23 protein-coding genes and 2 pseudogenes are annotated in these 20,585 nt (G+C 51.9%); 8 read left to right on the forward strand and 17 right to left on the reverse strand.

Translation table 11 applies throughout. From position 1 onward, the window contains the following. The first annotated feature begins 3 nt into the window (after positions 1-3). Positions 4-429 carry a DUF350 domain-containing protein gene (locus CXB77_RS07500; protein ID WP_105073393.1) on the forward strand — a complete coding sequence of 142 codons (426 nt, stop codon included), beginning with the start codon at positions 4-6 and terminating at the stop codon, positions 427-429. Here the strand turns inward: CXB77_RS07500 and CXB77_RS07505 are convergent. From CXB77_RS07505 to bchZ, 14 genes and pseudogenes are all read right to left on the reverse strand, one after another. Continuing rightward, on the reverse strand, positions 426-1,217 hold the full coding sequence (locus tag CXB77_RS07505; protein WP_172452588.1) for a YdcF family protein: 792 nt from the start codon (positions 1,215-1,217) through the stop codon (positions 426-428). The two genes, CXB77_RS07500 and CXB77_RS07505, sit on opposite strands and share 4 nt — an antisense overlap. Beyond that, positions 1,211-2,191, reverse strand: coding sequence for a lipoyl synthase (gene lipA, locus CXB77_RS07510; RefSeq protein ID WP_105073394.1), 981 nt, complete (start codon positions 2,189-2,191; stop codon positions 1,211-1,213). Before lipA ends, CXB77_RS07505 begins: the two co-directional genes overlap by 7 nt. Continuing rightward, positions 2,188-2,781: an isopentenyl-diphosphate Delta-isomerase gene (gene idi, locus CXB77_RS07515; protein ID WP_105073395.1), complete on the reverse strand. Its 594-nt coding sequence runs from the start codon at positions 2,779-2,781 to the stop codon at positions 2,188-2,190. The genes lipA and idi overlap by 4 nt, the downstream gene beginning before the upstream one ends. Next, positions 2,778-4,100 carry a RuBisCO large subunit C-terminal-like domain-containing protein gene (locus CXB77_RS07520; RefSeq protein WP_105073396.1) on the reverse strand — a complete coding sequence of 441 codons (1,323 nt, stop codon included), beginning with the start codon at positions 4,098-4,100 and terminating at the stop codon, positions 2,778-2,780. Before CXB77_RS07520 ends, idi begins: the two co-directional genes overlap by 4 nt. A 5-nt stretch (positions 4,101-4,105) precedes the next feature. Further along, positions 4,106-4,534: a secondary thiamine-phosphate synthase enzyme YjbQ gene (locus tag CXB77_RS07525; protein ID WP_105073397.1), complete on the reverse strand. Its 429-nt coding sequence runs from the start codon at positions 4,532-4,534 to the stop codon at positions 4,106-4,108. 79 nt (positions 4,535-4,613) lie between these two features. Beyond that, the gene (locus CXB77_RS07530; RefSeq protein WP_105073398.1) at positions 4,614-4,814 is read right to left on the reverse strand and encodes a light-harvesting protein; all 201 of its coding nucleotides are present in this window, start codon (positions 4,812-4,814) and stop codon (positions 4,614-4,616) included. A 119-nt stretch (positions 4,815-4,933) separates the two neighbouring features. Then, positions 4,934-5,065, reverse strand: coding sequence for a light-harvesting antenna LH1, alpha subunit (pufA, locus tag CXB77_RS07535; RefSeq protein WP_105073399.1), 132 nt, complete (start codon positions 5,063-5,065; stop codon positions 4,934-4,936). Positions 5,066-5,150: 85 nt separating this feature from the next. Then, positions 5,151-5,297: a light-harvesting antenna LH1, beta subunit gene (gene pufB, locus CXB77_RS07540; RefSeq protein ID WP_105073400.1), complete on the reverse strand. Its 147-nt coding sequence runs from the start codon at positions 5,295-5,297 to the stop codon at positions 5,151-5,153. 182 nt (positions 5,298-5,479) lie between these two features. After that, positions 5,480-6,565: a photosynthetic reaction center cytochrome PufC gene (gene pufC / locus CXB77_RS07545; RefSeq protein ID WP_105073401.1), complete on the reverse strand. Its 1,086-nt coding sequence runs from the start codon at positions 6,563-6,565 to the stop codon at positions 5,480-5,482. Beyond that, positions 6,562-7,560, reverse strand: coding sequence for a photosynthetic reaction center subunit M (pufM, locus tag CXB77_RS07550; RefSeq protein WP_105073402.1), 999 nt, complete (start codon positions 7,558-7,560; stop codon positions 6,562-6,564). Before pufM ends, pufC begins: the two co-directional genes overlap by 4 nt. Before the next feature lie 16 nt (positions 7,561-7,576). Next, positions 7,577-8,413 carry a photosynthetic reaction center subunit L gene (pufL, locus tag CXB77_RS07555; protein WP_105073403.1) on the reverse strand — a complete coding sequence of 279 codons (837 nt, stop codon included), beginning with the start codon at positions 8,411-8,413 and terminating at the stop codon, positions 7,577-7,579. A gap of 117 nt (positions 8,414-8,530) precedes the next feature. Further along, positions 8,531-8,728: a light-harvesting antenna LH1, alpha subunit gene (gene pufA / locus CXB77_RS07560; protein ID WP_105073404.1), complete on the reverse strand. Its 198-nt coding sequence runs from the start codon at positions 8,726-8,728 to the stop codon at positions 8,531-8,533. A gap of 89 nt (positions 8,729-8,817) precedes the next feature. Next, entirely contained in the window at positions 8,818-8,958 is a 141-nt protein-coding gene (pufB, locus tag CXB77_RS07565) for a light-harvesting antenna LH1, beta subunit (RefSeq protein ID WP_105073405.1), read from the reverse strand. Positions 8,959-9,246: 288 nt separating this feature from the next. Then, a pseudogene (bchZ, locus tag CXB77_RS07570) lies at positions 9,247-10,679 on the reverse strand (chlorophyllide a reductase subunit Z). Positions 10,680-10,800: 121 nt separating this feature from the next. Here bchZ and CXB77_RS21550 point away from each other — a divergent pair. The 5 genes from CXB77_RS21550 to CXB77_RS07585 are packed head-to-tail and all read left to right on the forward strand — an operon-like array spanning position 10,801 to position 13,834. Further along, positions 10,801-10,959: a hypothetical protein gene (locus CXB77_RS21550; protein WP_242445539.1), complete on the forward strand. Its 159-nt coding sequence runs from the start codon at positions 10,801-10,803 to the stop codon at positions 10,957-10,959. Next, on the forward strand, positions 10,956-11,138 hold the full coding sequence (locus CXB77_RS21555; protein WP_242445540.1) for an FAD:protein FMN transferase: 183 nt from the start codon (positions 10,956-10,958) through the stop codon (positions 11,136-11,138). Before CXB77_RS21550 ends, CXB77_RS21555 begins: the two co-directional genes overlap by 4 nt. Beyond that, entirely contained in the window at positions 11,075-11,836 is a 762-nt protein-coding gene (locus CXB77_RS07575) for an FAD:protein FMN transferase (RefSeq protein ID WP_242445541.1), read from the forward strand. Before CXB77_RS21555 ends, CXB77_RS07575 begins: the two co-directional genes overlap by 64 nt. Positions 11,837-11,880: 44 nt before the next feature. Continuing rightward, a complete protein-coding gene (gene pap, locus CXB77_RS07580) occupies positions 11,881-13,428 on the forward strand; it encodes a polyphosphate:AMP phosphotransferase (RefSeq protein WP_105073407.1) in 1,548 nt (515 codons plus the stop codon). A gap of 58 nt (positions 13,429-13,486) precedes the next feature. Next, positions 13,487-13,834, forward strand: a complete 348-nt coding sequence (locus CXB77_RS07585) for a hypothetical protein (protein WP_242445542.1) — start codon at positions 13,487-13,489, stop codon at positions 13,832-13,834. Positions 13,835-13,837: 3 nt separating this feature from the next. Here the strand turns inward: CXB77_RS07585 and CXB77_RS07590 are convergent, their stop codons facing one another. The 3 genes from CXB77_RS07590 to cysG are packed head-to-tail and all read right to left on the reverse strand — an operon-like array spanning position 13,838 to position 16,002. After that, positions 13,838-14,362 (reverse strand): Slp family lipoprotein, encoded by a 525-nt coding sequence (locus CXB77_RS07590; protein WP_172452589.1) that lies wholly within the window; start codon positions 14,360-14,362, stop codon positions 13,838-13,840. Positions 14,363-14,364: 2 nt separating this feature from the next. After that, positions 14,365-14,565: a Trm112 family protein gene (locus tag CXB77_RS07595; RefSeq protein WP_105073410.1), complete on the reverse strand. Its 201-nt coding sequence runs from the start codon at positions 14,563-14,565 to the stop codon at positions 14,365-14,367. Positions 14,566-14,601: 36 nt separating this feature from the next. Continuing rightward, on the reverse strand, positions 14,602-16,002 hold the full coding sequence (cysG, locus tag CXB77_RS07600) for a siroheme synthase CysG (RefSeq protein WP_105073411.1): 1,401 nt from the start codon (positions 16,000-16,002) through the stop codon (positions 14,602-14,604). Between the two features lie 96 nt (positions 16,003-16,098). Between cysG and CXB77_RS07605 the strand changes: the two genes are divergently transcribed. Beyond that, positions 16,099-16,422: a rhodanese-like domain-containing protein gene (locus CXB77_RS07605; RefSeq protein WP_105073412.1), complete on the forward strand. Its 324-nt coding sequence runs from the start codon at positions 16,099-16,101 to the stop codon at positions 16,420-16,422. Positions 16,423-16,500: 78 nt separating this feature from the next. Then, positions 16,501-20,533: pseudogene (gene purL, locus CXB77_RS07610) on the forward strand (phosphoribosylformylglycinamidine synthase). The last annotated feature ends 52 nt before the right edge of the window (positions 20,534-20,585 follow it).

Raw genomic sequence — 20,585 nt, forward strand, 5'->3', positions numbered from 1 at the left:
AAAATGAATGAGATGTTTCAAGCGATATGGCAAACGCTTAATAGCGGTTTACCGATTTTGTTGCAGCAGTTTTTAACCACTGTTGCGCTGCTGATTTTAGGTGTCGGTTGCTACATTTTAATCACGCCATTTCGAGAGCGCGAATTGATTGCGAAGGGTAATCAAGCAGCAGGATTGGTATTAACGGGCGCACTGATTTCAATTGCGATTCCGCTGGCTGTGACGCTCGCTACTAGCAGTATTTGGTTGGACATCGTGCTCTGGGGCAGCGTGGCGGTAATCATTCAATTAGCCACTTTTTTAGTGTTTATTCTGCTATTTCGCAGTTTTCGCGCTGCCATTGAAGCGGATAATATCGCCGCTGCGCTGGTATTGGTTGGAGTGCAATTAGCGATTGCGTTGCTCAATGCTGGCGCAATGGCGGGTTAAACCTCGGCAGCAGGCGCTGGCGCTCCCTGTTGCCAACTGCGAATTTGATACCACACCCGCCCCAAATGCTCGTGGATCGCGTAATAACTCAGCTGAAACGCCCGTGCCGAAGGTAGCCAGTTGCGATAAGTCAGTTCCTGCTGCCAGCCCGGATGGTGCACAAAACCAGTGGGCGCGGGCGTCACCGTCAACCCCGTGTTCGCAAATGCTTCGACCGCTCGCGGCAGATGCCACGCATCACTCACCAGTAAAATATGCGTAATTCCTGCCGGTTTCAGCAGTTGCGCGGTGTATTCAGCATTTTCCCACGTTGTTTGACTGTTCGATTCCATTCCCGCCACGGTAATTCCGTAATCGGTACGCAGCACTTCAGCAATCAGCTCCGCAAGCGGTTGCGCTTCAGTCGGCAGTTTTCCACCCGAAACGTAGAGCGGCAGCCCTGTTTGGCGCTGCAACAACGCGCCATAACGCACCCGCCGCAGACTGAGATCATCCAACGTATCGCCGCCATATTCGGGCGCATTGGTAATACGCCCCGAACTCAAAATCACAATTGCTTGCGCAGCGGATGGAATTGGCATGGCAATACCGAGCGCCGGATATAGCTCCAACGGTTCCATTAATAAAGTGGCGACTGGTGATAAGGTCATTAGTGTAAAAATGGACAGCGCAGCGAATAGCACCAAACGTCCTAATACACCGCGCACCAATAGAAATGCGGTAATGAACAATAGAATTAAAATGCCGGGCGGCAAGAGCAAACTTTTAATCACGCTGTAACTCAGCATGATGCCAGCACATCAATTGCTTGCTGATCAGCGTGATATGAAGAACGCACCATTGGCGCACTGGCAACGTGTGCAAATCCCATGGCTTCACCCAATTCGCGCAAATGATCAAATTCGGCGGGCGTCCAATAGCGACTCACTGCGAGATGATCGCGGCTCGGTTGCAGATATTGCCCGATTGTCAACATGTTGCAGTCGTGTTCGCGTAAATCGCGCATGACCGCAACAATTTCCTCCAGTGTTTCGCCCAAACCGAGCATTAAACCGGATTTTGTTGTGATTTCAGGATGTTGCGCCTTGAATGTCCGCAACAGTTGCAGCGAACCGGCATAATTCGCACCGGGGCGAGTTTGCGGATACAAACGCGGCACAGTTTCTAAATTGTGATTAAACACATCAGGTTGTGCATCGCCAACAAATTGCGCCAACGCCACTGCTTCGCGCCCCCGAAAATCGGGCACCAGAATTTCTAGCCGCGTGAGTGGATTTTCAGCACGAATTGCCCGCAAACAGTCTGCAAAATGCCCAGCGCCGCCGTCGCGCAGATCGTCTCGATCAACCGAGGTAATGACCACGTAACGCAAACCCATCGCCGCAACCGATTGCGCCAATTGCGCTGGCTCATCGGCATCGACGGGCTTGGGGCGACCGTGCGCCACATCGCAAAACGGGCAGCGCCGCGTACAAATATCACCGAGAATCAAGAAGGTAGCAGTGCCGTGCTGAAAGCATTCGCCCAAATTCGGGCACATGGCTTCTTCACACACGGTCGCCAATTTGCCGCGCCGCAACAGTGCTTTGATCCGCGCTACTTCGCTGCCGATTGGCGCTTTTGCTCGAATCCACGCCGGTTTACGCAGCGTCTCGCCAGCATTCACAACTTTTATCGGAATACTGCTGAGTTTGTCTTGACCGCGTTGATGCGTTTCTGGCGTGGTACGCGATGGCGCGTTGAATGAATCCGTATTATTCAAAACGCTGGCTCCAACTGATGTTCAGTCATTACTTTATCAATCAGCAAATGAAACCAAGGTGTGAACCAGTGCGGATACAATTGTAATGCGCGTTGAATAGCCGACAATTTCATCCAACGCCAAGCACCAATTTCAGATGGATCAGGCTGGGGATCGTCAGTATAAACACCATAAAAGATATGCAGATATTCGTGTTCAATTAAACCGGAATTAATATCTTCAGCGCGATAAACCAATTGAGCACGTTCGGTGAGTGGTGTGGCAATTCCAAATTCTTCTTTTAACCGTCGCTGCGCGGCCATTGATGTTAATTCTTGTGGGCGCGGATGACCGCAACAGGTATTCGACCAATGTTGTGCAAAATGATATTTGCCATTCGCCCGGCGCTGGAGTAGTAATTCGCCATGCGTATTAAAGATGAGAATAGAAAATGCACGATGCAGTAAACCATCACGATGCGCATCTAATTTACCCGCAACACCTGAAATTTGATCGTTGTTATCGACCAAAATAACTTGTTCAATCGCATCACGCTGCCACGCACGTTCCCATTCAATTGCCGCAAGTGGTGGGACAATTCGAGCACTCACGAATGATCTCCATTTACTGGCGCAGCATTACCAAAGAATTCAATTGCAGCATTTAATTCGACGTGTTGTGCAGCGTATTCTGATAAGGGCACATCCGCAACAATAGCGTCCCATGCTTGACGAATACTTGCCGCACCAGCGCGTGGTCCCATCGGATGACCAAATACTCCACGACCGGGCACAAATCCGAAATCAACCGTACCGACTTTTTCATAAATCGTATGCAACGTTCCTGCCCAATCACTGCCACCGGGAACAGGTAAACTATTTTTTATTCCACCCATTGGTGCAAGACAGGCTTCAACATTGGCGCACACTTCTACATCTGTAGTGTGCATTCGAGCGCCAAATCCTGGCATAATAATGGCGTCAAATCCAGCAATACGCTGAAGTTTAGTGAATACCTGCGTATGTATACCGAAATGAGCTAATCGACTAAATGGCGCAATCGTTGGAAAGTGCGCAATGAGTGGAACCGTTGCATGTTTTCTAAGCATTCGCACGGCACTTAAACCGACAGGAATGGCATTAATTAATAGCGCATTGGCTCCATTTGCCACTGCTATATCATGCAATTCAATTAAACGATCTACTTCATCGGTGATATTGGCGAGATAAATCTTACGCTGTCCCGTTTCTTGTTCGGCTTGAATTCGTGCCGCACCGAGTAATGCCGAGCGTTGATTGAGCGGACACCACGGCGTATCTGCCAGCATTTCATCATCTTTCGCAATATCAAGCCCACCTAGCCAGCTCTCATAACCCAAATGGCTAAATGCTTCGGGTGGTAATCCGATGTTTGGTTTAATCACCCCAAAGAAAATAGGGCGGTTGTACACTTGAAGCAAATCTCTTAGCCCATCAATACCAAATTGCGGCCCTTCAAATGCTTTTAGATAAGCATCAGGAAATCGAATATCTAATAACTTAACAATTGGGATATTTGGCGCAAAAAAAGTGCCTTCACCGCAGACGGCACTTAATAAATTGGGAATGCGGGAACCAAAATTACCATGAGGATGAGCAATTGTAACGTGACAGGCACTAACACCAGCGTTATTTGGGTTAAGACCATAACTAAACGCAGCTAATTCTGTATTCAGTATGGTTAAATCAATCACTTTTGCAGCAAAACGTTCTCTTAAATCTTCTGAAAAACCAACGCGTTTCCATTGTGCTGTTGATTGTTCTGCACAAAAATGTGCAGCGGCAACTCGTGGATCGCCAAGACATTCTAGGTAATAATCAAGGTGAATATAAGCATCTCGATCTAAAGTATTTGCATCAGCAAAAAAGCCTGCACAATCAGAATCTAACATATTCCTCAACGTTCTCCAATAATCTGAATGCGCAGTGTACGTTCTTCGCGGGGACCATCTAATTCGATGAAAAAAATCGACTGCCAGCGCCCTAATAGCAATTCACCATCGGCAATAGGAATAGTCTCTGAAGCATTCATAAAGAGACCCAATAGATGCGAATGTGCATTAAGACGCCCATCAATAGGCTGACGATTGTGCTTAAAATCTTGATGTTGCGGAACGAGTTGCGTTAAAAACGTAACCATATCTTGTTGCAGCATCGATTCACATTCATTGATTGCGACAAATGCAGTGCTATGAGCGGAGTAAATTGTTATCTGCCCATTCTGAACGCGGTTCTGATGAAAAATATCTTTGATGTGCATCGTCACATCAATGATTTCAATCGGTGCGGTAGTGTGTAGCGGGATGGCGGTGCAGAATAAGAACATGGGAATTTTCAGGTGCTACGACAACGGACAGGGTATAGATGACAGCCGTCCCTGCCCGCCGACGCGCCTGCCCACTCTGTTAAAGAAGTTTTGGCAAAGGAGTCATCTGTGCCGCTGCTGCGGGTAAGGTATGTGAACCTTGAAGCCAATTAAATTGTGGACTGGCGAACAATACGATGTGAATGAAAAAAGCTAGCGCGAATAGCGACCCAACAGTCCCCATAATAACGAGGCGCAGGTCACCGAATTGCTTCCAAATTTGCCACATGTTGTTCTGCATTGCTGAAATCTCCTAAAACAGGTTTTTCCCTGTTGGTCACAATTCAAGCGTTTAATGGGACTAAATGAATCAAGGGGCACAAATGTGCCCCAAGATGCTATTCCCAGCGGATTCAGCGATTAACCGCTAATCCAATTAAAGGCTGGGCTGCTGAGTAAAATGAAGTGAATCAGCAGTGCCAGTACAAACAGAAAACCAAACAATGCAACAAGGGTTCTGCGTGGATCAAAGATTTGCCAAACTTTATGCATGTGTATTCTCCAGTCTTTTATGGATGGGCGCTGTGGAAACCAACAACCGCCCGGTCGGTCACGAACACTAATAAACCCTTAGCAATCAAAGCCAAGGACGCCACAACCACACGAGAACGTGTGCAAAAACCACGATCCCAGTAAACGCAACGAAACTAGACACAAAGACACCGTGGAATTCCCTTGCCTCATCTTCCGTTAGTCCAGATATCGAGCGGCTTTCGCTAACCATTATAATGGTTCCTCACTACTTTTCGGTACGGTTTCGGAGATTAAAAATATCTCCTCTACCATTTGCGGACACTATCTAAAGAAGACCGCTACCGCGATTCTTATGTCGTTTCATACGCGCCGGATGATGTAAATGAACATCCGGCGTGTAAATTGCGTCCTTGCTAACGCCATAGATTCAGACTACAGATTCTGCGCAGTCGGAACCATTGGTTCAACTGGTGCAGCTGGTACTTCTGGCTCAACTGCAGCAGGAGTTTCCACCTTTGCTGGAGCAATTAGTGCCGGATAATCCTTCAACATCTGTGCAGCATAAAGCGGCTTGTACGCGCCTTGATGGCAAGTCATACAACTGATTTTGAAGGGGTCGCCATAAGGACCTTTACGCGAAGCAGGAAGTACTTCATTCAGCGGCCAGATATAGTTCTGGTTAAGGTCGCGTACATGACGAATTGCATACCAAGCTGTCGTCCGTTTCGGTGTGCTCTGTTTCCAATCAAAGAAAGATCGAGTGTTATGGCAGAAGGTGCAGTTGACGCCCATTGCATCAGAAATCTGCATCATCAACGCATAAGTCCATTCTGCTTGCTTGATGGATGTCTTGTTGCCACTTGGTAGTGCTGTCGTTCCAATAACCCGAATGTTATTTGCTTGGTCAAGGAATGGCGTATACGGATCATAAGGCAGCGAAGAATAGGCTGCAGTTGAGGCAACGACATTTTGTCCTGTTGGCTTAACACCAGAAGGATGATTTGGACCTGGATCTGTCACCCAAACGTATTTCGGTACTGGATTTCCACGATGACAGGTGTAACAAGTAATGCCCGTATTTGCTACATGGGTCTTCCAATTTGCATTGGTTTGCCGAACCATTTCAAACATTCGCCGTGAAACGACTTTTGTATAAATGTCATCAGAAGCGAAATTACCCGGAACGTGGCAATAATTACAACCTTCTTTCGGTGAAACCCATAATGTTGCCGCCACCATGATGCGAGTGAAATCGGCAACACTCAAATCACTTAACACTTGCACGTTTTTATAAACAGCAGTGACTTTGGGACCACCAACTGCTGCAGGCGCAAGTGCCTCCGGCGGAATGTTTGCTTTAATACTTTCTTCAAGCAAACGCGGATTATAGTTTTGCTCCATTGCCAACCCACGATATCCACCTTGAACCACTTCTGGTGGTGGACGTTCGCAACCCAGCAAGAGTACGGAAGCAACGACCGCAACTAAGGGAACGGATGCGTGTTTTCCAATATTCATTGCGCGACCCCCTGCTGAATCATGTACGCATCCTGCGGCATCATATACGGGTCTTGAACGATCGCACCAATTGGATATTGTGGTGCAACACCGTGTTTCACCGCCCAGAGATACCAGTTATCTACTACCGTTCCAGTCAATAGAATACCAATTCCAGCAGTGATCACAGTCAACACTGCAAACCACCAACTCCAACGATGAATGGATTCCATTGACGCATTGAAGCCCATCGTCCAGCGCCAGAATAATGCCGCACGCTCTGCCGCTGTTCCACGATCAAGAATCTGATCGATTTCACGATCACCACCAAACCGACTGACCGCCAAAATGGTTGCGCCGTGCATTGCAAACAGCAGTGCGGAACCGTATAGGAAGGCAATAGATAACATGTGGAATGGGTTGTAATACAGGTTCCCGTAACGAATTGAAAACGCTGCAGTCCAATCGAGATGCGGGAAAATACCAAAGGGTACTGCTTCAGCCCAACTTCCCATCATTACCGGGCGAATGAAGCCCAAGCTCAGATAGAAAAAGATTGCTGCGGCAAATGCCCAAGACAAATGTTGACTCATCCCTAATGCTGCGGCGCGTTTATAAGTACGAACCCACCATAAGATAATGGAAGCAGTCAAAAAGACTCCCGCCATAATCCACCAACCGCCTTCAGAAAGCGGTGGAATACTTAAACCGTAAGACGGTGCTGGCGGTTCAAGCGCGAGCCAGAACAAGTTCTTTACAAATGCAATTGGACTCCAATCGACCGAAGCCAACATGTTAAGACCAATGATCTCCATTGCGATAAAGCCAAAGATCAATGAAAGCGTACCAGTGAAACCGAGATAAAGCGGTCCAATCTGTGCGTCGCCGATCTTACCAGCCCAGTAGGAGAAAAGAGGCTTGCCGAGGCGTGGCAAACTGCCTTTAGGCAGTGGTACGCCGGGATAAGCCGGTGAACGTACCTGCACACTGTTAAAAATATTCTGATATTCAGGCATTGTTATCTCCTAGTTCCTACCAGAGCGGAAGCTCAAGCCACCAGTTCCACCATTCCGGCCAACCACGGGTCCAGAAAGGTCCACTGATAACGATACAGACCGCGCTCCAGAACACGGCACTGAGAGCTAGGAATAATCCCAAGCGATGAATGGCAAGCGCACCAATTGAATAGCCCACGATGTCGCGGAAAAAGGTGTTTTCATGCTCGCTGGTTTTGGTTGGCTCGCCTTCTTGTGGATTGGTGACTGACAAAATCAGTGAACCGTGCATTGACAGTGCCAACGCATTAGTAAAGAAGAAGGTAATCGCCAACATATGCGCTGGGTTGTAATGGAAATGCAGGAATTGATAACCAACGTTGGAAACCCAATCGAGGTGACTCAAAATTCCGTAAGGAAAACCATGACCCCAAGCACCCAGCAATAATGGACGCACAACCACAAGAACGAGGTAGGCACCAATTGCGAAGGAAAAGGCGAAAGGAATATGAAAGCCAATTCCGAGCTTGCGGCAGATTTCAACTTCTCGCAACGCCCAAGAAACGAAAGCACCAATTGCGCAAATCGTGATGATTTGCCACAAACCACCTTCAGCCATTGGCGCCATACCTAAACCGTAACTCAGGTCTGGCGGAGCAATACTAATTTGCCAAAGATTGAAAGTTTGCAGTTCTGCATTCGGGCCGAGGGTGGCACCCCAAGCCATCAGAAGCGTTCCTAATAATGCAAAGAAAAACCCTGACACTCCGAAGAAGCCGACATAAAACGGCCCCACCCAGAAGTCGAATAGGTCTCCCCCTATCAACGTCCCGCCACGGACGCGGTATTTTTTCTCAAAACTGAGCATGGCCATTATAAAACCCTCTGCTGGGGAGACAGCCTGGCCGGATGTCCCCTCTTAGCGCTGTCGGTAACAAACGAGGCTTGCCATGAAACGTTGCCTCGTTTGCTACCCCCGTCAAGGACATGATTAGCGTTGCGGCACAACTGGTGTCGCGTGCTGAACCGCGGCAGCAGGAACACCATCTTCGAGCCAATTAAAATCGGTGGTGCTCAACAGAATCATGTGGATAGCAAGTGCTAATACCACTAAGAAAACAAACAGCGCGATCAGGGCGCGACGCGGATCAATCAGCAGCCAAATTTTCCATGTATCAGATGACATCATTTAAATTCTCCACAACAACAAGTCAGAAATTTTTAGGTCGGTTTAAGTGGCGCAAGTTTTTACAACGCAAGCGCCTGACTTAACAACGATTACAGCCAAGGACGCCACATCCAAGCCAGAATATGTGCAAAAACAACGATCCCAAAAAATGCCGACATGCTTTGCGTGAAGAAGCCATGGAATTCTTGAGCTTCTTGTTCGGTCAGTCCAGTTAAGCTGTTGTTAGCCATTGAAAATCCTCCGAATCTTTAAAAGAAAGTAACAGACGTTGTGTCGCACTCAGCTCGTGCGGCGGGAGCACCGTAAATGTGTTTGCTACGGCAAAGAACCCACCCGAATAATCTCGTCAAGAGCCTAAAATGAAAGCTATAAAACTGCTGGGACACTTTTTCTAGCCTAATGTGTATGTCAACACGAAGTGCGACAAACGCGGGGCTAACTGCTTGACGGGATCGTTGGATTCAAGTGTCAGTCTAGCTTGACTGACACAGATGTCAATCTACATTTACACCATAATTTTAGCGTTGCGCTTCGATAACCCGTTCCGCTGTCACGCGATCCTCTCCGGCATTGCGGGCAGCACGTTCTGCTGCATCGCGCAGCCGTTTGGCCGCAGAAATGCGCACCAATACCGGCTGGCTTTCGACAATTTGATCGAACGCAGCTCGCGCTTCTTCATTCCACGGCAGTTCGCGGTGCATTCGCGCTGGTGTCGGATCAACTTTATCCAAATCAGTGCCGAGCGGAATAATGTGAAACAGTGCATCAAACAAGGCGTTACAGATTTCTGCACCAAATAAGTCGCGCCGGAATAGCCCATAAACGGCGTTCCGGTATGGCGGCGAATCACCGTGCCGGGGAACGATGCTGGAATATAAGTGGCGCGAGCGCCGATCTCCGCTAAATACATTCGTTCATTAAAACTGCCGAACACGATCAACGGCGGTTTGTCGTGAATGGTTTGGCGAATCAAATCATTATCCGGCTTGACGCCAGCTTTGCGGGTAAACGCAAAATGACACGGCAGTCCCAGCTCATCTTCCAGAAAATGCCGCAGTCCTCGGCTGTACGTTTCAGTCGCCACCACGCCAAAGCTCGCCGTTCCGAAGAAATCCTGCGTCACCGATCGCCACAAATCCCAAATTGGTTTAATCGTCGTGTGCTTTTCGCGCTCGATAAACGGCTCAGGATCAAGCCCCAGCAACTCGCCGAGCGTGCGCAAAAACTTGGTTGTGCTGTGTAAACCAATCGGTGCTTGTAAAAATGGACGCTCCAACGCCTCGCACAACGTGCGCCCAAATTCGCGGTACAGGCAGACATTCACCTCGGCATCCGCCAATTTCGCCACTTCATTCAAATGGCTGCCGAGCGGAAAGGTCAGATTCACTTCTGCGCCGATTCCCTCGACCAACCGTCGAATTTCTGCGACATCCGACGGCGAATTAAATACGCCATACATCGGACCGATGAGATTGACGCGAGGACGCGCTCCCGGCTGGCGCGGTTTTGCTTTGACTGCTGCAGCGCCCTTTTTAGGTCCAAATTGCGTCCACAACCAATAGATAGCGCGATTGGCGCTCTGCCATTGATCTTCGTCGATGGTGCGCGGCAGAAACCGCAAAATGTTCGTGCCCTCCGGCGTGACCCGCCGCCAATCATCTCGGCAATTGAACCGTCACCACCACCGCTGGACGCGTCGGATCAAGCGTTTGATACGCTCGCGCATCGACTGCTCAGTTCCCCGCTGACCGAGTTCTTCTTCGCCCAGCCCCGTCACGACGACCGGCAGCTCATGCGGCGGCAGTCCATCGGTGTAATGCAGCACCGCAGTCACCGGCAAATTTTCGCAGCCCACCGGTCCATCAATAATGACTTGCAGCCCCTTGATCGCAGCAAAGGCATAAACGGAACCCCAGTAACCGCCTGCACGGTCAAGGTCATTGATTAACATCTAAAATATCCTCTCAGTTAACGTGAGCTTCAGCAGCATTTTCGCTGTATTGCATTGATCAATCCGCGTGAAAAATGTGATACACAATCACCCTTTTCACTACAACCAATTCTTAAACATCATGCGTCTTTCCATTCGGCATTCATTCCGCCACATCGCCAGCATCACGCTGGTATTGCTCCTCACCGGCTGCGGACGACCCGATCCGATGCTCGATATTGCCGGTCCCACGATGGGCACTTATTACGCCGTCAAGTTGCGCGTCCGCCGCAGGGTATGACCAAACAAACGCTGACTGCTGGTGTGGAAACCGTACTGGCGCGAGTCATCAGCGAGATTTCAACTTACGATCACAACTCCGAATTGTCGCAGCTCAATCAAAATCCGAGCACCGAGTGGATTCGCGTTTCCGCCATCTGTACCAAGTCATCGCCGAAGGACAACGCATCGCCGAGCTGACTGAGGGCACGTTTGACATCACCATTGGTCCGCTCGTCAACCTGTGGGGATTTGGTCCAGAACGTCGCCGCGATACGCCACCAAGTGCCGCAGAAATTCAAGCTGCACAAGCGCGAGTCGGCTGGCGCAAATTGGAATTACAGGCGCAACCTGCCGCTGTGCGCAAGGCGCAGCCCGATCTTTATATCGACCTATCCGCGCTCGGCGAAGGTTACGGCGTCGATCAATTGACGGCGTGGCTCGATGCGCAGGGTGTCAACGATTACATGGTTGCAGTGGCTGGCGCGATTCGCACCAAAGGCAGCAACGCCAAACAACGCCCGTGGGCCATTGCGATTGAAGAGCCGGTAACGGAACATCGCTCCGTGAATCGCATCGTTTCATTAACCAATCGCGCCGTTTCAACTTCCGGCGACTATCGCAACTTTTTCGAGCGTGACGGCAAGCGTTATTCCCATGAAATCAACCCAGTGACTGGCGCACCAGTCGAACGCAATCTCGGTTCAGTCACTGTTATTGGCGATGTAGGAATGGTGGTTGATGGCTGGGCAACGGCGTTAATGGTGCTCGGTGAAGAGCGCGGTCCAGCACTCGCCGAAGCGCAGGGATTAGCTGCCTATTTCATCGTCCGCGATGGGGAAACCTTGCGCACTATTGCGACACCCGCATTTCAAAAAATGTTAGATGTAGAGAATTAAATAATCCGCAACGACAACGCATTTCCCATTTATGGAGAACGTTGATGTTTGAAGCAACAAAGGTTGGCCGCTCAGTCAGTAAAGACGATTATCAGGATCAACAGGAGACACTGCGCACACAACTATTAGCAGCGCAGCGCGATTTGAAAACTGCCAATGTCCCATTAATTGTGCTGATTTCTGGCGTAGAAGCAGCGGGCAAAGGCGAAGTTGTTAACCGCCTTAATGAATGGCTGGATGCTCGCGGTGTTCAAACATTCGCCTTTTGGAATGAATCCGATGAAGAACGCGAGCGCCCGCGTTATTGGCGCTTTTGGCGTTCATTGCCCGCTCGCGGCGATATTTCAATTCTATTCGGCGGCTGGTATCAAACGCCAATTGAATACCGCTTCAAAGGTTATTGCACCGATGCAGAACTGGATGGCGAATTAAATCGCATTGTTGATTTTGAACGGATGCTCATTCAAGATGGAGCATTGGTGCTCAAATTTTGGTTTCATTTATCTGAACCAGATCAAAAATTACGACTAAAAGAACTCTCCCGCGACGACAAAAGCCGTTGGAAAATGTTGCCGGATAAAAGCAAATTTTCTGAACATTACGCCGCATTTGAACAGGTCGCCGAGCGGGTCATTTTACACACCGATCGCGGCAATTCACCGTGGTATCTTATTGAAGCAGCAAACAGTCGTTACCGTGATCTCACCGTTGGCAAAACACTGCTGCACGCCATTCACTCGCGGCTGGCTGAATCAGTCAATACCGAAGAACCAACATCGCCATTGGTGAGCCCAGAATTGCCGAGCAGTGCCAGCGCCCAAATTACGCTGCTCGATCAATTAGATTTATCGCTCTCCGTTTCGCGTAACGATTACAAACATGAATTAAAAAAACTGCAAAACGAAATCAATGAACTGGCGTGGTTAGCGCATAATCAAAAGCGTTCCACCGTATTGATGTTTGAAGGCGTTGATGCTGGCGGCAAGGGTGGCGCAATTCGGCGCATTACCAATAGTGTTGATGCGCGGTTATATCGCGCTATTCCAGTTGCAGCGCCGACGGATGAAGAAAAAGCACATCATTATTTATGGCGCTTTTGGCGGCATATTCCTCGTGCGGGATTCATTACACTTTACGACCGTTCTTGGTATGGGCGCGTTTTGGTTGAACGGGTGGAAGGGTTTGCCAGCGATGCAGAATGGCGACGTGCTTACGCGGAGATCAATCAATTCGAGGAACAATTGGTCGATCGCGGCGTCATCCTGTTGAAATTCTGGTTGCATATCAGTCAGGACGAACAGCTTAAACGCTTTAAAGACCGCGAAGATGTGCCGTATAAACGCTATAAAATTACTGCGGATGATTGGCGCAACCGTGAAAAATGGCCGCAATATAAAGAAGCTGTGAATGAAATGGTTGCTCGCACCAGCACCAAACATGCGGCATGGACACTCGTTGAAGGCAACGATAAGCCCTATGCGCGAATCAAAGTGCTGCGCACCATTTGCGATGCGCTAATACGGGAATTAAAAACTGAGGGCGCATCTACTTCTCGTTATATGCCTTGTGGTGAAAAGCGCATCGACGGATAGCAATCATTAACCGTTCATTAAAATAGGTTGCTGCGCCGTGATATGGAAACTATTGCTCATGCTGGCGGTGTTATTCACCGCTTATCAAATGGTGCGGCGATATTGGCGCAATGCGGTTGGAATTGAAATGCCACTTGCTACTGCACCGCCGGAAATGCGCCGTTTGGCAGCGGCGGTGCTGATTGTGATGGGATTGGGAACGGCAGTGCAGTTCATACTGAGTTGGCAACATCGCCACGAGGTCATTCAGGTGCAGGTGGTTAATGCGAATACTGGTCAATTGACGCTGTATCAAGTGCAGCGCGGAAGTATTGATGGACGATATTTTCGCACAATTGACGGGCGCGAGATGCGCATGGCAGATGTAGAACGGATGATTATTTTGCCGGCAGAAACGAATGATTAACTGCTAAAAATGAATACCAATTCCACCGCCAATACGTCCACCGCCGCCACTAATACCAATGCTAATAAACGGCCAAATGAAAACTGGATAACCCATATCGGCAACGGGCGGCGGTTCTGGCCACAGCCGCACGGCTGCTTCATCAAGCAACGGCGTTTGTCCATATTCGCGCACTTCGCGCAAGCGCCCAGTGGCAGTGAGCTGGCGTCCAGTCGGAATATCCATCGACGTAAAATGTTGATGACGAACGCGAAAACGTCCCAGCGGTTGATCGTCAAGATTGGGCTGCCCGCAAGCATCAAGCGGATAAGCCAGCACTTCTAATTCGGTGGCGTCATTCGGCAGCTGAGTCACGACGCCACCCCAACTGACCACTTCATCTTCACCATATCCACTCGCCGCCACGATGGACGGCGTTAATTTGAGATCGCCAACTGGTTTGAAGCAGACACGATGCGTCGCGCAACCGCTCGCAACACTGCCCGCGAGAAGCAGCGGAAGTAAACGCGAAACGGGTGCGAAATCCACGATTAACGTGCTTGACGATAGGTGTCCATTTCTTCCAATGACAAATGCCGCGCCTCATCTTCTAACATGACCGGAATATCATCACGAATCGGATACGCCAATTGCGCGGAGAGCGAAATCAATTCGCCGCGAGCGGAATCAAAAATCAATGCGCCTTTAGTGACCGGGCACACGAGAATGTCGAGCAGTTTTTTATCGAACATGGTTATTCCTGTGTATTGAAAATAAGTTGGCAGTTTTCAGTCATTAGCGTGTTCGGGCGGACTAAACCAATTGAGTTTATCGCGCAGACTGACTACTTCGCCCACAATGAGCAACGTCGGTGGCTGCGGTGGATCAGCCATGACCAATTCCAGAATAGTCGCCAGCGTTCCAGTATAAACCCGCTGCTGATGCGTGGTTCCCTGTTGAATGAGCGCAATTGGCATAGTGGATACGATGCCGTGCGCAACCAATTGTTCAACAATGATCGGCAGCCCAATCAAACCCATATAAAACACGACGGTTTGATTGGGTTGCGCCAGCGCCGGCCAATTGATGTTAATCGTACCGTCTTTTAAATGACCGGTGACGAAAGTGACTGATTGCGCATAATCGCGGTGCGTCAGCGGAATTCCGGCGTAAGCGGCACAACCAGAGGCAGCAGTAATGCCGGGAATCACTTGAAACGGCACACCTTCTTCCGCCAGCGTGTCGATCTCCTCGCCACCGCGCCCAAAAATAAACGGATCACCGCCTTTGAGCCGCAACACTCGATGTCCCTCTTTGGCGAGATCAGCGAGCAGCCGGTTGATTTCTTCCTGCCGCATCGCGTGATGATTGCGCTCTTTGCCGACGTAAATTCGGCGAGCGTCGCGGCGTGTCATCTGCAAAATCGGTTCAGCGACCAGCCGGTCATAAACCACAATATCCGCTTGCTGCATCAGCCGCAGCGCCCGAAACGTCAATAAATCTGGATCGCCCGGACCCGCACCGACCAGATAAACCTCGCCCATCTCAGCATCCAACGCATCGGGCGCCAGCTCGCGTTCAATCACTGCCTCAGCTTCGACAAATTGCCCAGCGAAAATGCGCTCGGCGACTGCGCCCTGCAACACGCGATCCCAAAACCGTCGCCGGTCGCGCTGTTCGGTAAACCGTGCTTTGACGCGCTCCCGATAACGCCCCGCCAATGCTGCCAGCCGCCCGTAACCGGCAGGAATCAACGACTCCAACCGCGTCCGCAGCATTCGCGCCAGCACTGGCGAGGCACGACCACTGGAAACGGCAATCGTCACTGGCGAACGGTCGATAATCGACGGCAGTAAAAAGGTGCAGGCATCAGGATCATCGACCACATTCACCGGAATCTCCGCAGCTCCGGCGAGCGCCGCGATTTGGCGATTGATGGTCGCATCATCGGTCGCCGCGATAATCAGCCGATTGCCAGCAATATCACTCGGCAGGAAATGACGCGGGTAATGATGCAAGGTTCCGGCAGCCACCTGCGCTGCCAGCGCCTCGCCCAGCACCGGTGCAACCAAGGTAATCGCCGCGCCGCTCCGTAACAGGCTACTGGCTTTCCGCGCTGCCGTTGCGCCGCCGCCAACAATCAAACACGGCTTATCCTGAAGATCGAGAAAGATGGGGAGAAATTCCATGTGTATGTCCGCTGCGAGAGGCTTGCAAGAGCGTTGAGTTGCTTCACTAATGCTTTTAATATACTCAATTATCTAGTGTTTTGGTAGGACAACCACGTGCTTAACGAGATCGATTCCGAGTCATTACAACAGCGACTTACAGCGGGCGAGTCACTGCTTTTGGTGGATATTCGCAGCCCCGGCGAACGGTTGCAGGGCACGATTCCCGACGCGCTGCCGATGCCGATGCACACCATTCCACTGCGACTCAGCGAATTGCCCAAAACTCAGGATGTGGTGCTGTATTGCCACAGCGGAGCGCGGTCTTATCACGCTGGCACTTATCTGCTGCAACAGGGTTATGACCGCGTATTTAACCTGCGCGGTGGCATCATCGCGTGGGCGCGGCACGGCTTTCCGATTGAACATCCCAGCGCGTAATTGCCCGCATTTCCTCCGCTAATTTCAGCGCCGCCCCACAATCGTTGGGGCATTTTTCACCATCCAGAGTATTTGCCGATGTTGGTTCTTCATGGCGCACCCGCCCTCTCTGAATTTCGTCTCCGCAAACTTGCCGACCGCCTGAGCGCAAACACGCAAACGCCGCTGCAAATCAGCGCGGTTTATGTGCATTTTGTCGAATTAAAAGAATCACTCAGCGCCAGCGAGCAGGAGATTTTGACGCGGCTGGTGCTGGATAACGTGCCGCTGCCTGCGACCACTGCGCCAGCAACCGTGATTTTGACCGTGCCGCGCCCGGGCACCATTTCGCCGTGGTCATCCAAAGCCACTGACATCGCGCACAACTGCGGCTTGAACAAAATCAAACGCTTAGAGCGCGGCATCGCTTATGACATCACCGGCGCGACCGCTGCCCAGCTCCACGCCATCGCGCCGCTGCTGCACGACCGCATGACCGAAATCGCGCTGTTTGATCTGGAATCCGCCCACCAGTTATTTGCAGAAACGCCGCCGCGTCCGCTGCAACACATTGATTTTTTACGCAGTGGTCGCGCTGCGCTGCTCGCTGCCAATGTCGAATTGGGGCTGGCGCTGGCAGATGACGAGATTGATTACCTTGCAGCCAGCTTCACTGCGTTGCAGCGCGATCCGACCGATGTCGAGCTGATGATGTTTGCGCAGGCGAATTCGGAACACTGCCGCCACAAGATTTTTAACGCCGACTGGATCATCGACGGCGAGCGCCAGCCGCAGTCGCTGTTTCAAATGATTCGCCACACCACCGCGCAAGCGCCGACTGGCGTGTTGTCTGCGTACAGCGATAACGCAGCGGTGATTGCGGGCGCAGTTGGGCAGCGGTTTTGGCCTGATCCTGCGACCGGCATTTACGGCGAACATGCGGAATTGATTCACATTTTGATGAAAGTCGAAACCCACAATCATCCGACCGCGATTGCGCCGCATCCCGGCGCTGCGACTGGCTCCGGCGGTGAAATCCGCGACGAGGGCGCAACTGGGCGCGGTGCGAAACCAAAAGCGGGGCTGTGTGGATTTTCGGTCTCCAATTTGCGGATTCCTGAGTTTGAACAGCCGTGGGAGCAGGATTACGGCAAGCCGGAACGCATCGTTTCTGCGTTGGAAATCATGCTCGACGGGCCGCTGGGCGCGGCTGCGTTCAATAACGAATTTGGGCGCCCGAATCTCGCGGGCTATTTCCGCACTTATGAGCAACGCGTGCTTAACGCAGCCGGAGTGTCGGAAGTGCGCGGTTATCACAAGCCGATCATGCTGGCGGGCGGTTTGGGCAACATTCGCGCTGAACACGTTGTAAAACAACCATTTCCGCCTGGAACGCCGCTGATTGTGCTCGGCGGCCCGGCGCTGTTAATCGGACTCGGTGGCGGCGCTGCGTCCAGCATGGCAGCGGGCAGTTCGGCGGAAGATTTGGATTTTGCCTCGGTGCAACGCGCTAATCCCGAAATGGAACGGCGCTGTCAGGAAGTGATTGATCGCTGCTGGGCGCTGGGCGAGGCGACGCCGATTCTGTTTATTCACGATGTTGGCGCAGGTGGTTTATCCAACGCGCTGCCGGAATTGGTGCACGACGGCGGGCGCGGTGGGCAGTTTGAACTGCGCGAGGTGCCGAATGACGATCTGGGCATGTCGCCGCTGGAGATTTGGAGCAACGAGGCGCAGGAGCGTTATGTGCTGGCGATTGCTGCCGAGCGGCTGGCGCAGTTCACTGCGATTTGTGAGCGCGAACGCTGCCCGTTTGCAGTGGTTGGCACGGCGACTGCTGCCGCGCAGTTGCAATTGAATGATCGCCAATTTGACGAGCGTCCGATTGATATGCCGCTGGCGCTGCTGTTTGGCAAACCACCCAAAATGCTGCGCGAAGTGAAATCTTCTCAACTGCCGATTGATCAATCCCCCAACCCCCCTTTTCCAAAGGGGGGCTTTCTTCTCCCCCCTTAGAAAAAGGGGGGCTGGGGGGGATTTCGGAAGCAATTCACCGCGTCCTGCGGCTGCCGACAGTCGCCGATAAAACCTTCCTCATCACCATCGGCGACCGCAGCATCACCGGCTTGGTGGCGCGAGAGCAAATGGTCGGCCCGTGGCAAATTCCGGTGGCTGATTGCGCCGTGACGCTGGCGGATTATCGCGGCTACAGCGGCGAGGCGATGGCGTTGGGTGAACGCGCTCCGCTGGCGCTGCTGAATGCGCCAGCCGCCGGACGGATGGCAGTTGGCGAAGCAGTCACCAACTTGGCAGCAACGCGTATCAACCAGCTCGGCGACATCAAACTCTCGGCCAATTGGATGGCGGCAGCCGGTCATCCCGGCGAAGACGCTCGCTTGTTTGAAACGGTTCGCGCCGTCGGGCTGGAACTGTGTCCGGCGCTGGGCATGGCGATTCCGGTCGGCAAGGATTCGATGAGCATGAAAACGGTCTGGCAAGACGCCAACGGCGAGCGCCGCGCCGTGACTGCGCCGTTGTCGCTGATCGTGTCGGCATTTATGCCGGTCGCTGATGTGCGCCAAACCTTGACGCCGCAATTGCGCACCGATGCTGGCGCGACTGCGTTGATTTTGATCGATTTAGGACGCGGGCAAAATCGGCTCGGTGGCTCGGCGCTGGCGCAGGTTTACGCGCAACTCGGCGACACTGCGCCCGATCTCGATGATCCTGATTTACTGAAACATTTCGTCGCCGCGCTGCGCGAATTGCACGACGCAGCGCAGTTGTTGGCGTATCACGACCGTTCGGATGGCGGCTTGATCGTGACGCTGTTGGAAATGGCATTTGCTGGACGCTGCGGCATTGACCTTGATGGCGCAGTGCTCGGCGACGATTTGTTAGCGGCGTTATTTAGCGAGGAATTGGGCGCAGTGATTCAGGTGCGCGGCACTGATGTCGCTGCCGTATTACAAACGCTGCACAATCAACAGCTTGGCGAATGTTGCCGCGTGATCGGCAGCGTGAATGACTGCGATCACATTCGGCTGATAAATCCCGCCCAACTGCCTGTTGATCAATCCCCCCAACCCCCCTTTGCTAAAGGGGGGCTTGAAACTCCCCCCTTTGAACAAGGCACACGTTCATCTCCCCCCTTTGAAAAAGGGGGGCTGGGGGGATTTTCAGTCGCGCCGCTCTGCAACAAACGTGGTCAGAAACCAGTTATCGGTTGCAGGCGCTGCGCGATCATCCCGACTGCGCCGCCGAAGCCTTTGCGCGGATTGCCGCCGCTGATCCGGGTTTGAACGCGCAATTGACGTTTGATCCGAATGACGACATCGCAGCGCCATTCATCGCTCGCGGAGCGCGACCACCGCTGGCGATTTTGCGCGAGCAGGGCGTCAACGGTCAGATCGAAATGGCGGCAGCATTTCACGCAGCGGGTTTTGAATGCGTCGATGTGCATTTATCGGACGTGATTGCCGGGCGAATTGCGCTGGCGCAGTTTCGTGGATTGGTTGCCTGTGGCGGATTTTCTTACGGCGACGTGCTGGGTGCAGGCGCGGGTTGGGCAAAAACAATTCTGTTCAACAGTCGCGCCCGCGATGAATTTCAAGCGTTTTTTGAGCGCACGGACACCTTCACGCTCGGCGTGTGCAACGGCTGTCAAATGTTGTCGCAGCTGCGCGATTTAATTCCGGGCGCAGCGCAGTGGCCGCAATTTCTGCGCAATCGCTCGGAACAATTCGAGGCACGAACGCTCATGCTCGAAATTGCCGAATCGCCGTCGCTGCTGTTGGCAGGAATGGCGGGATCGCGTTTACCGATTGCAGTTGCGCACGGCGAAGGTCGCGCCAGCTTCCGCGATGCGACGCATTTGGCTGCCGCGCAGCCGCAGATTGCGCTGCGTTATATCGAAAATGACGGGCAAATTGCCGAGCGTTATCCGGCGAATCCGAATGGCTCGCCGGACGGAATTGCGGGGCTGACCAGCGTTGATGGGCGCGTCACCATTTTGATGCCGCATCCAGAGCGCGTATTCCGTGCGGTGCAGCAATCGTGGTGTCCGCCGGAATGGAGCCAAGATGGCGGTTGGATGCGGTTATTTCGCAATGCGCGGGCGTGGGTTTCCTGATATACAACAATCAAAATCGCGATACGCAAATTTGAGGTTGCATAATGAAATA

The organism is Chromatium okenii (assembly GCF_002958735.1).
Lineage (GTDB): Bacteria > Pseudomonadota > Gammaproteobacteria > Chromatiales > Chromatiaceae > Chromatium > Chromatium okenii_A.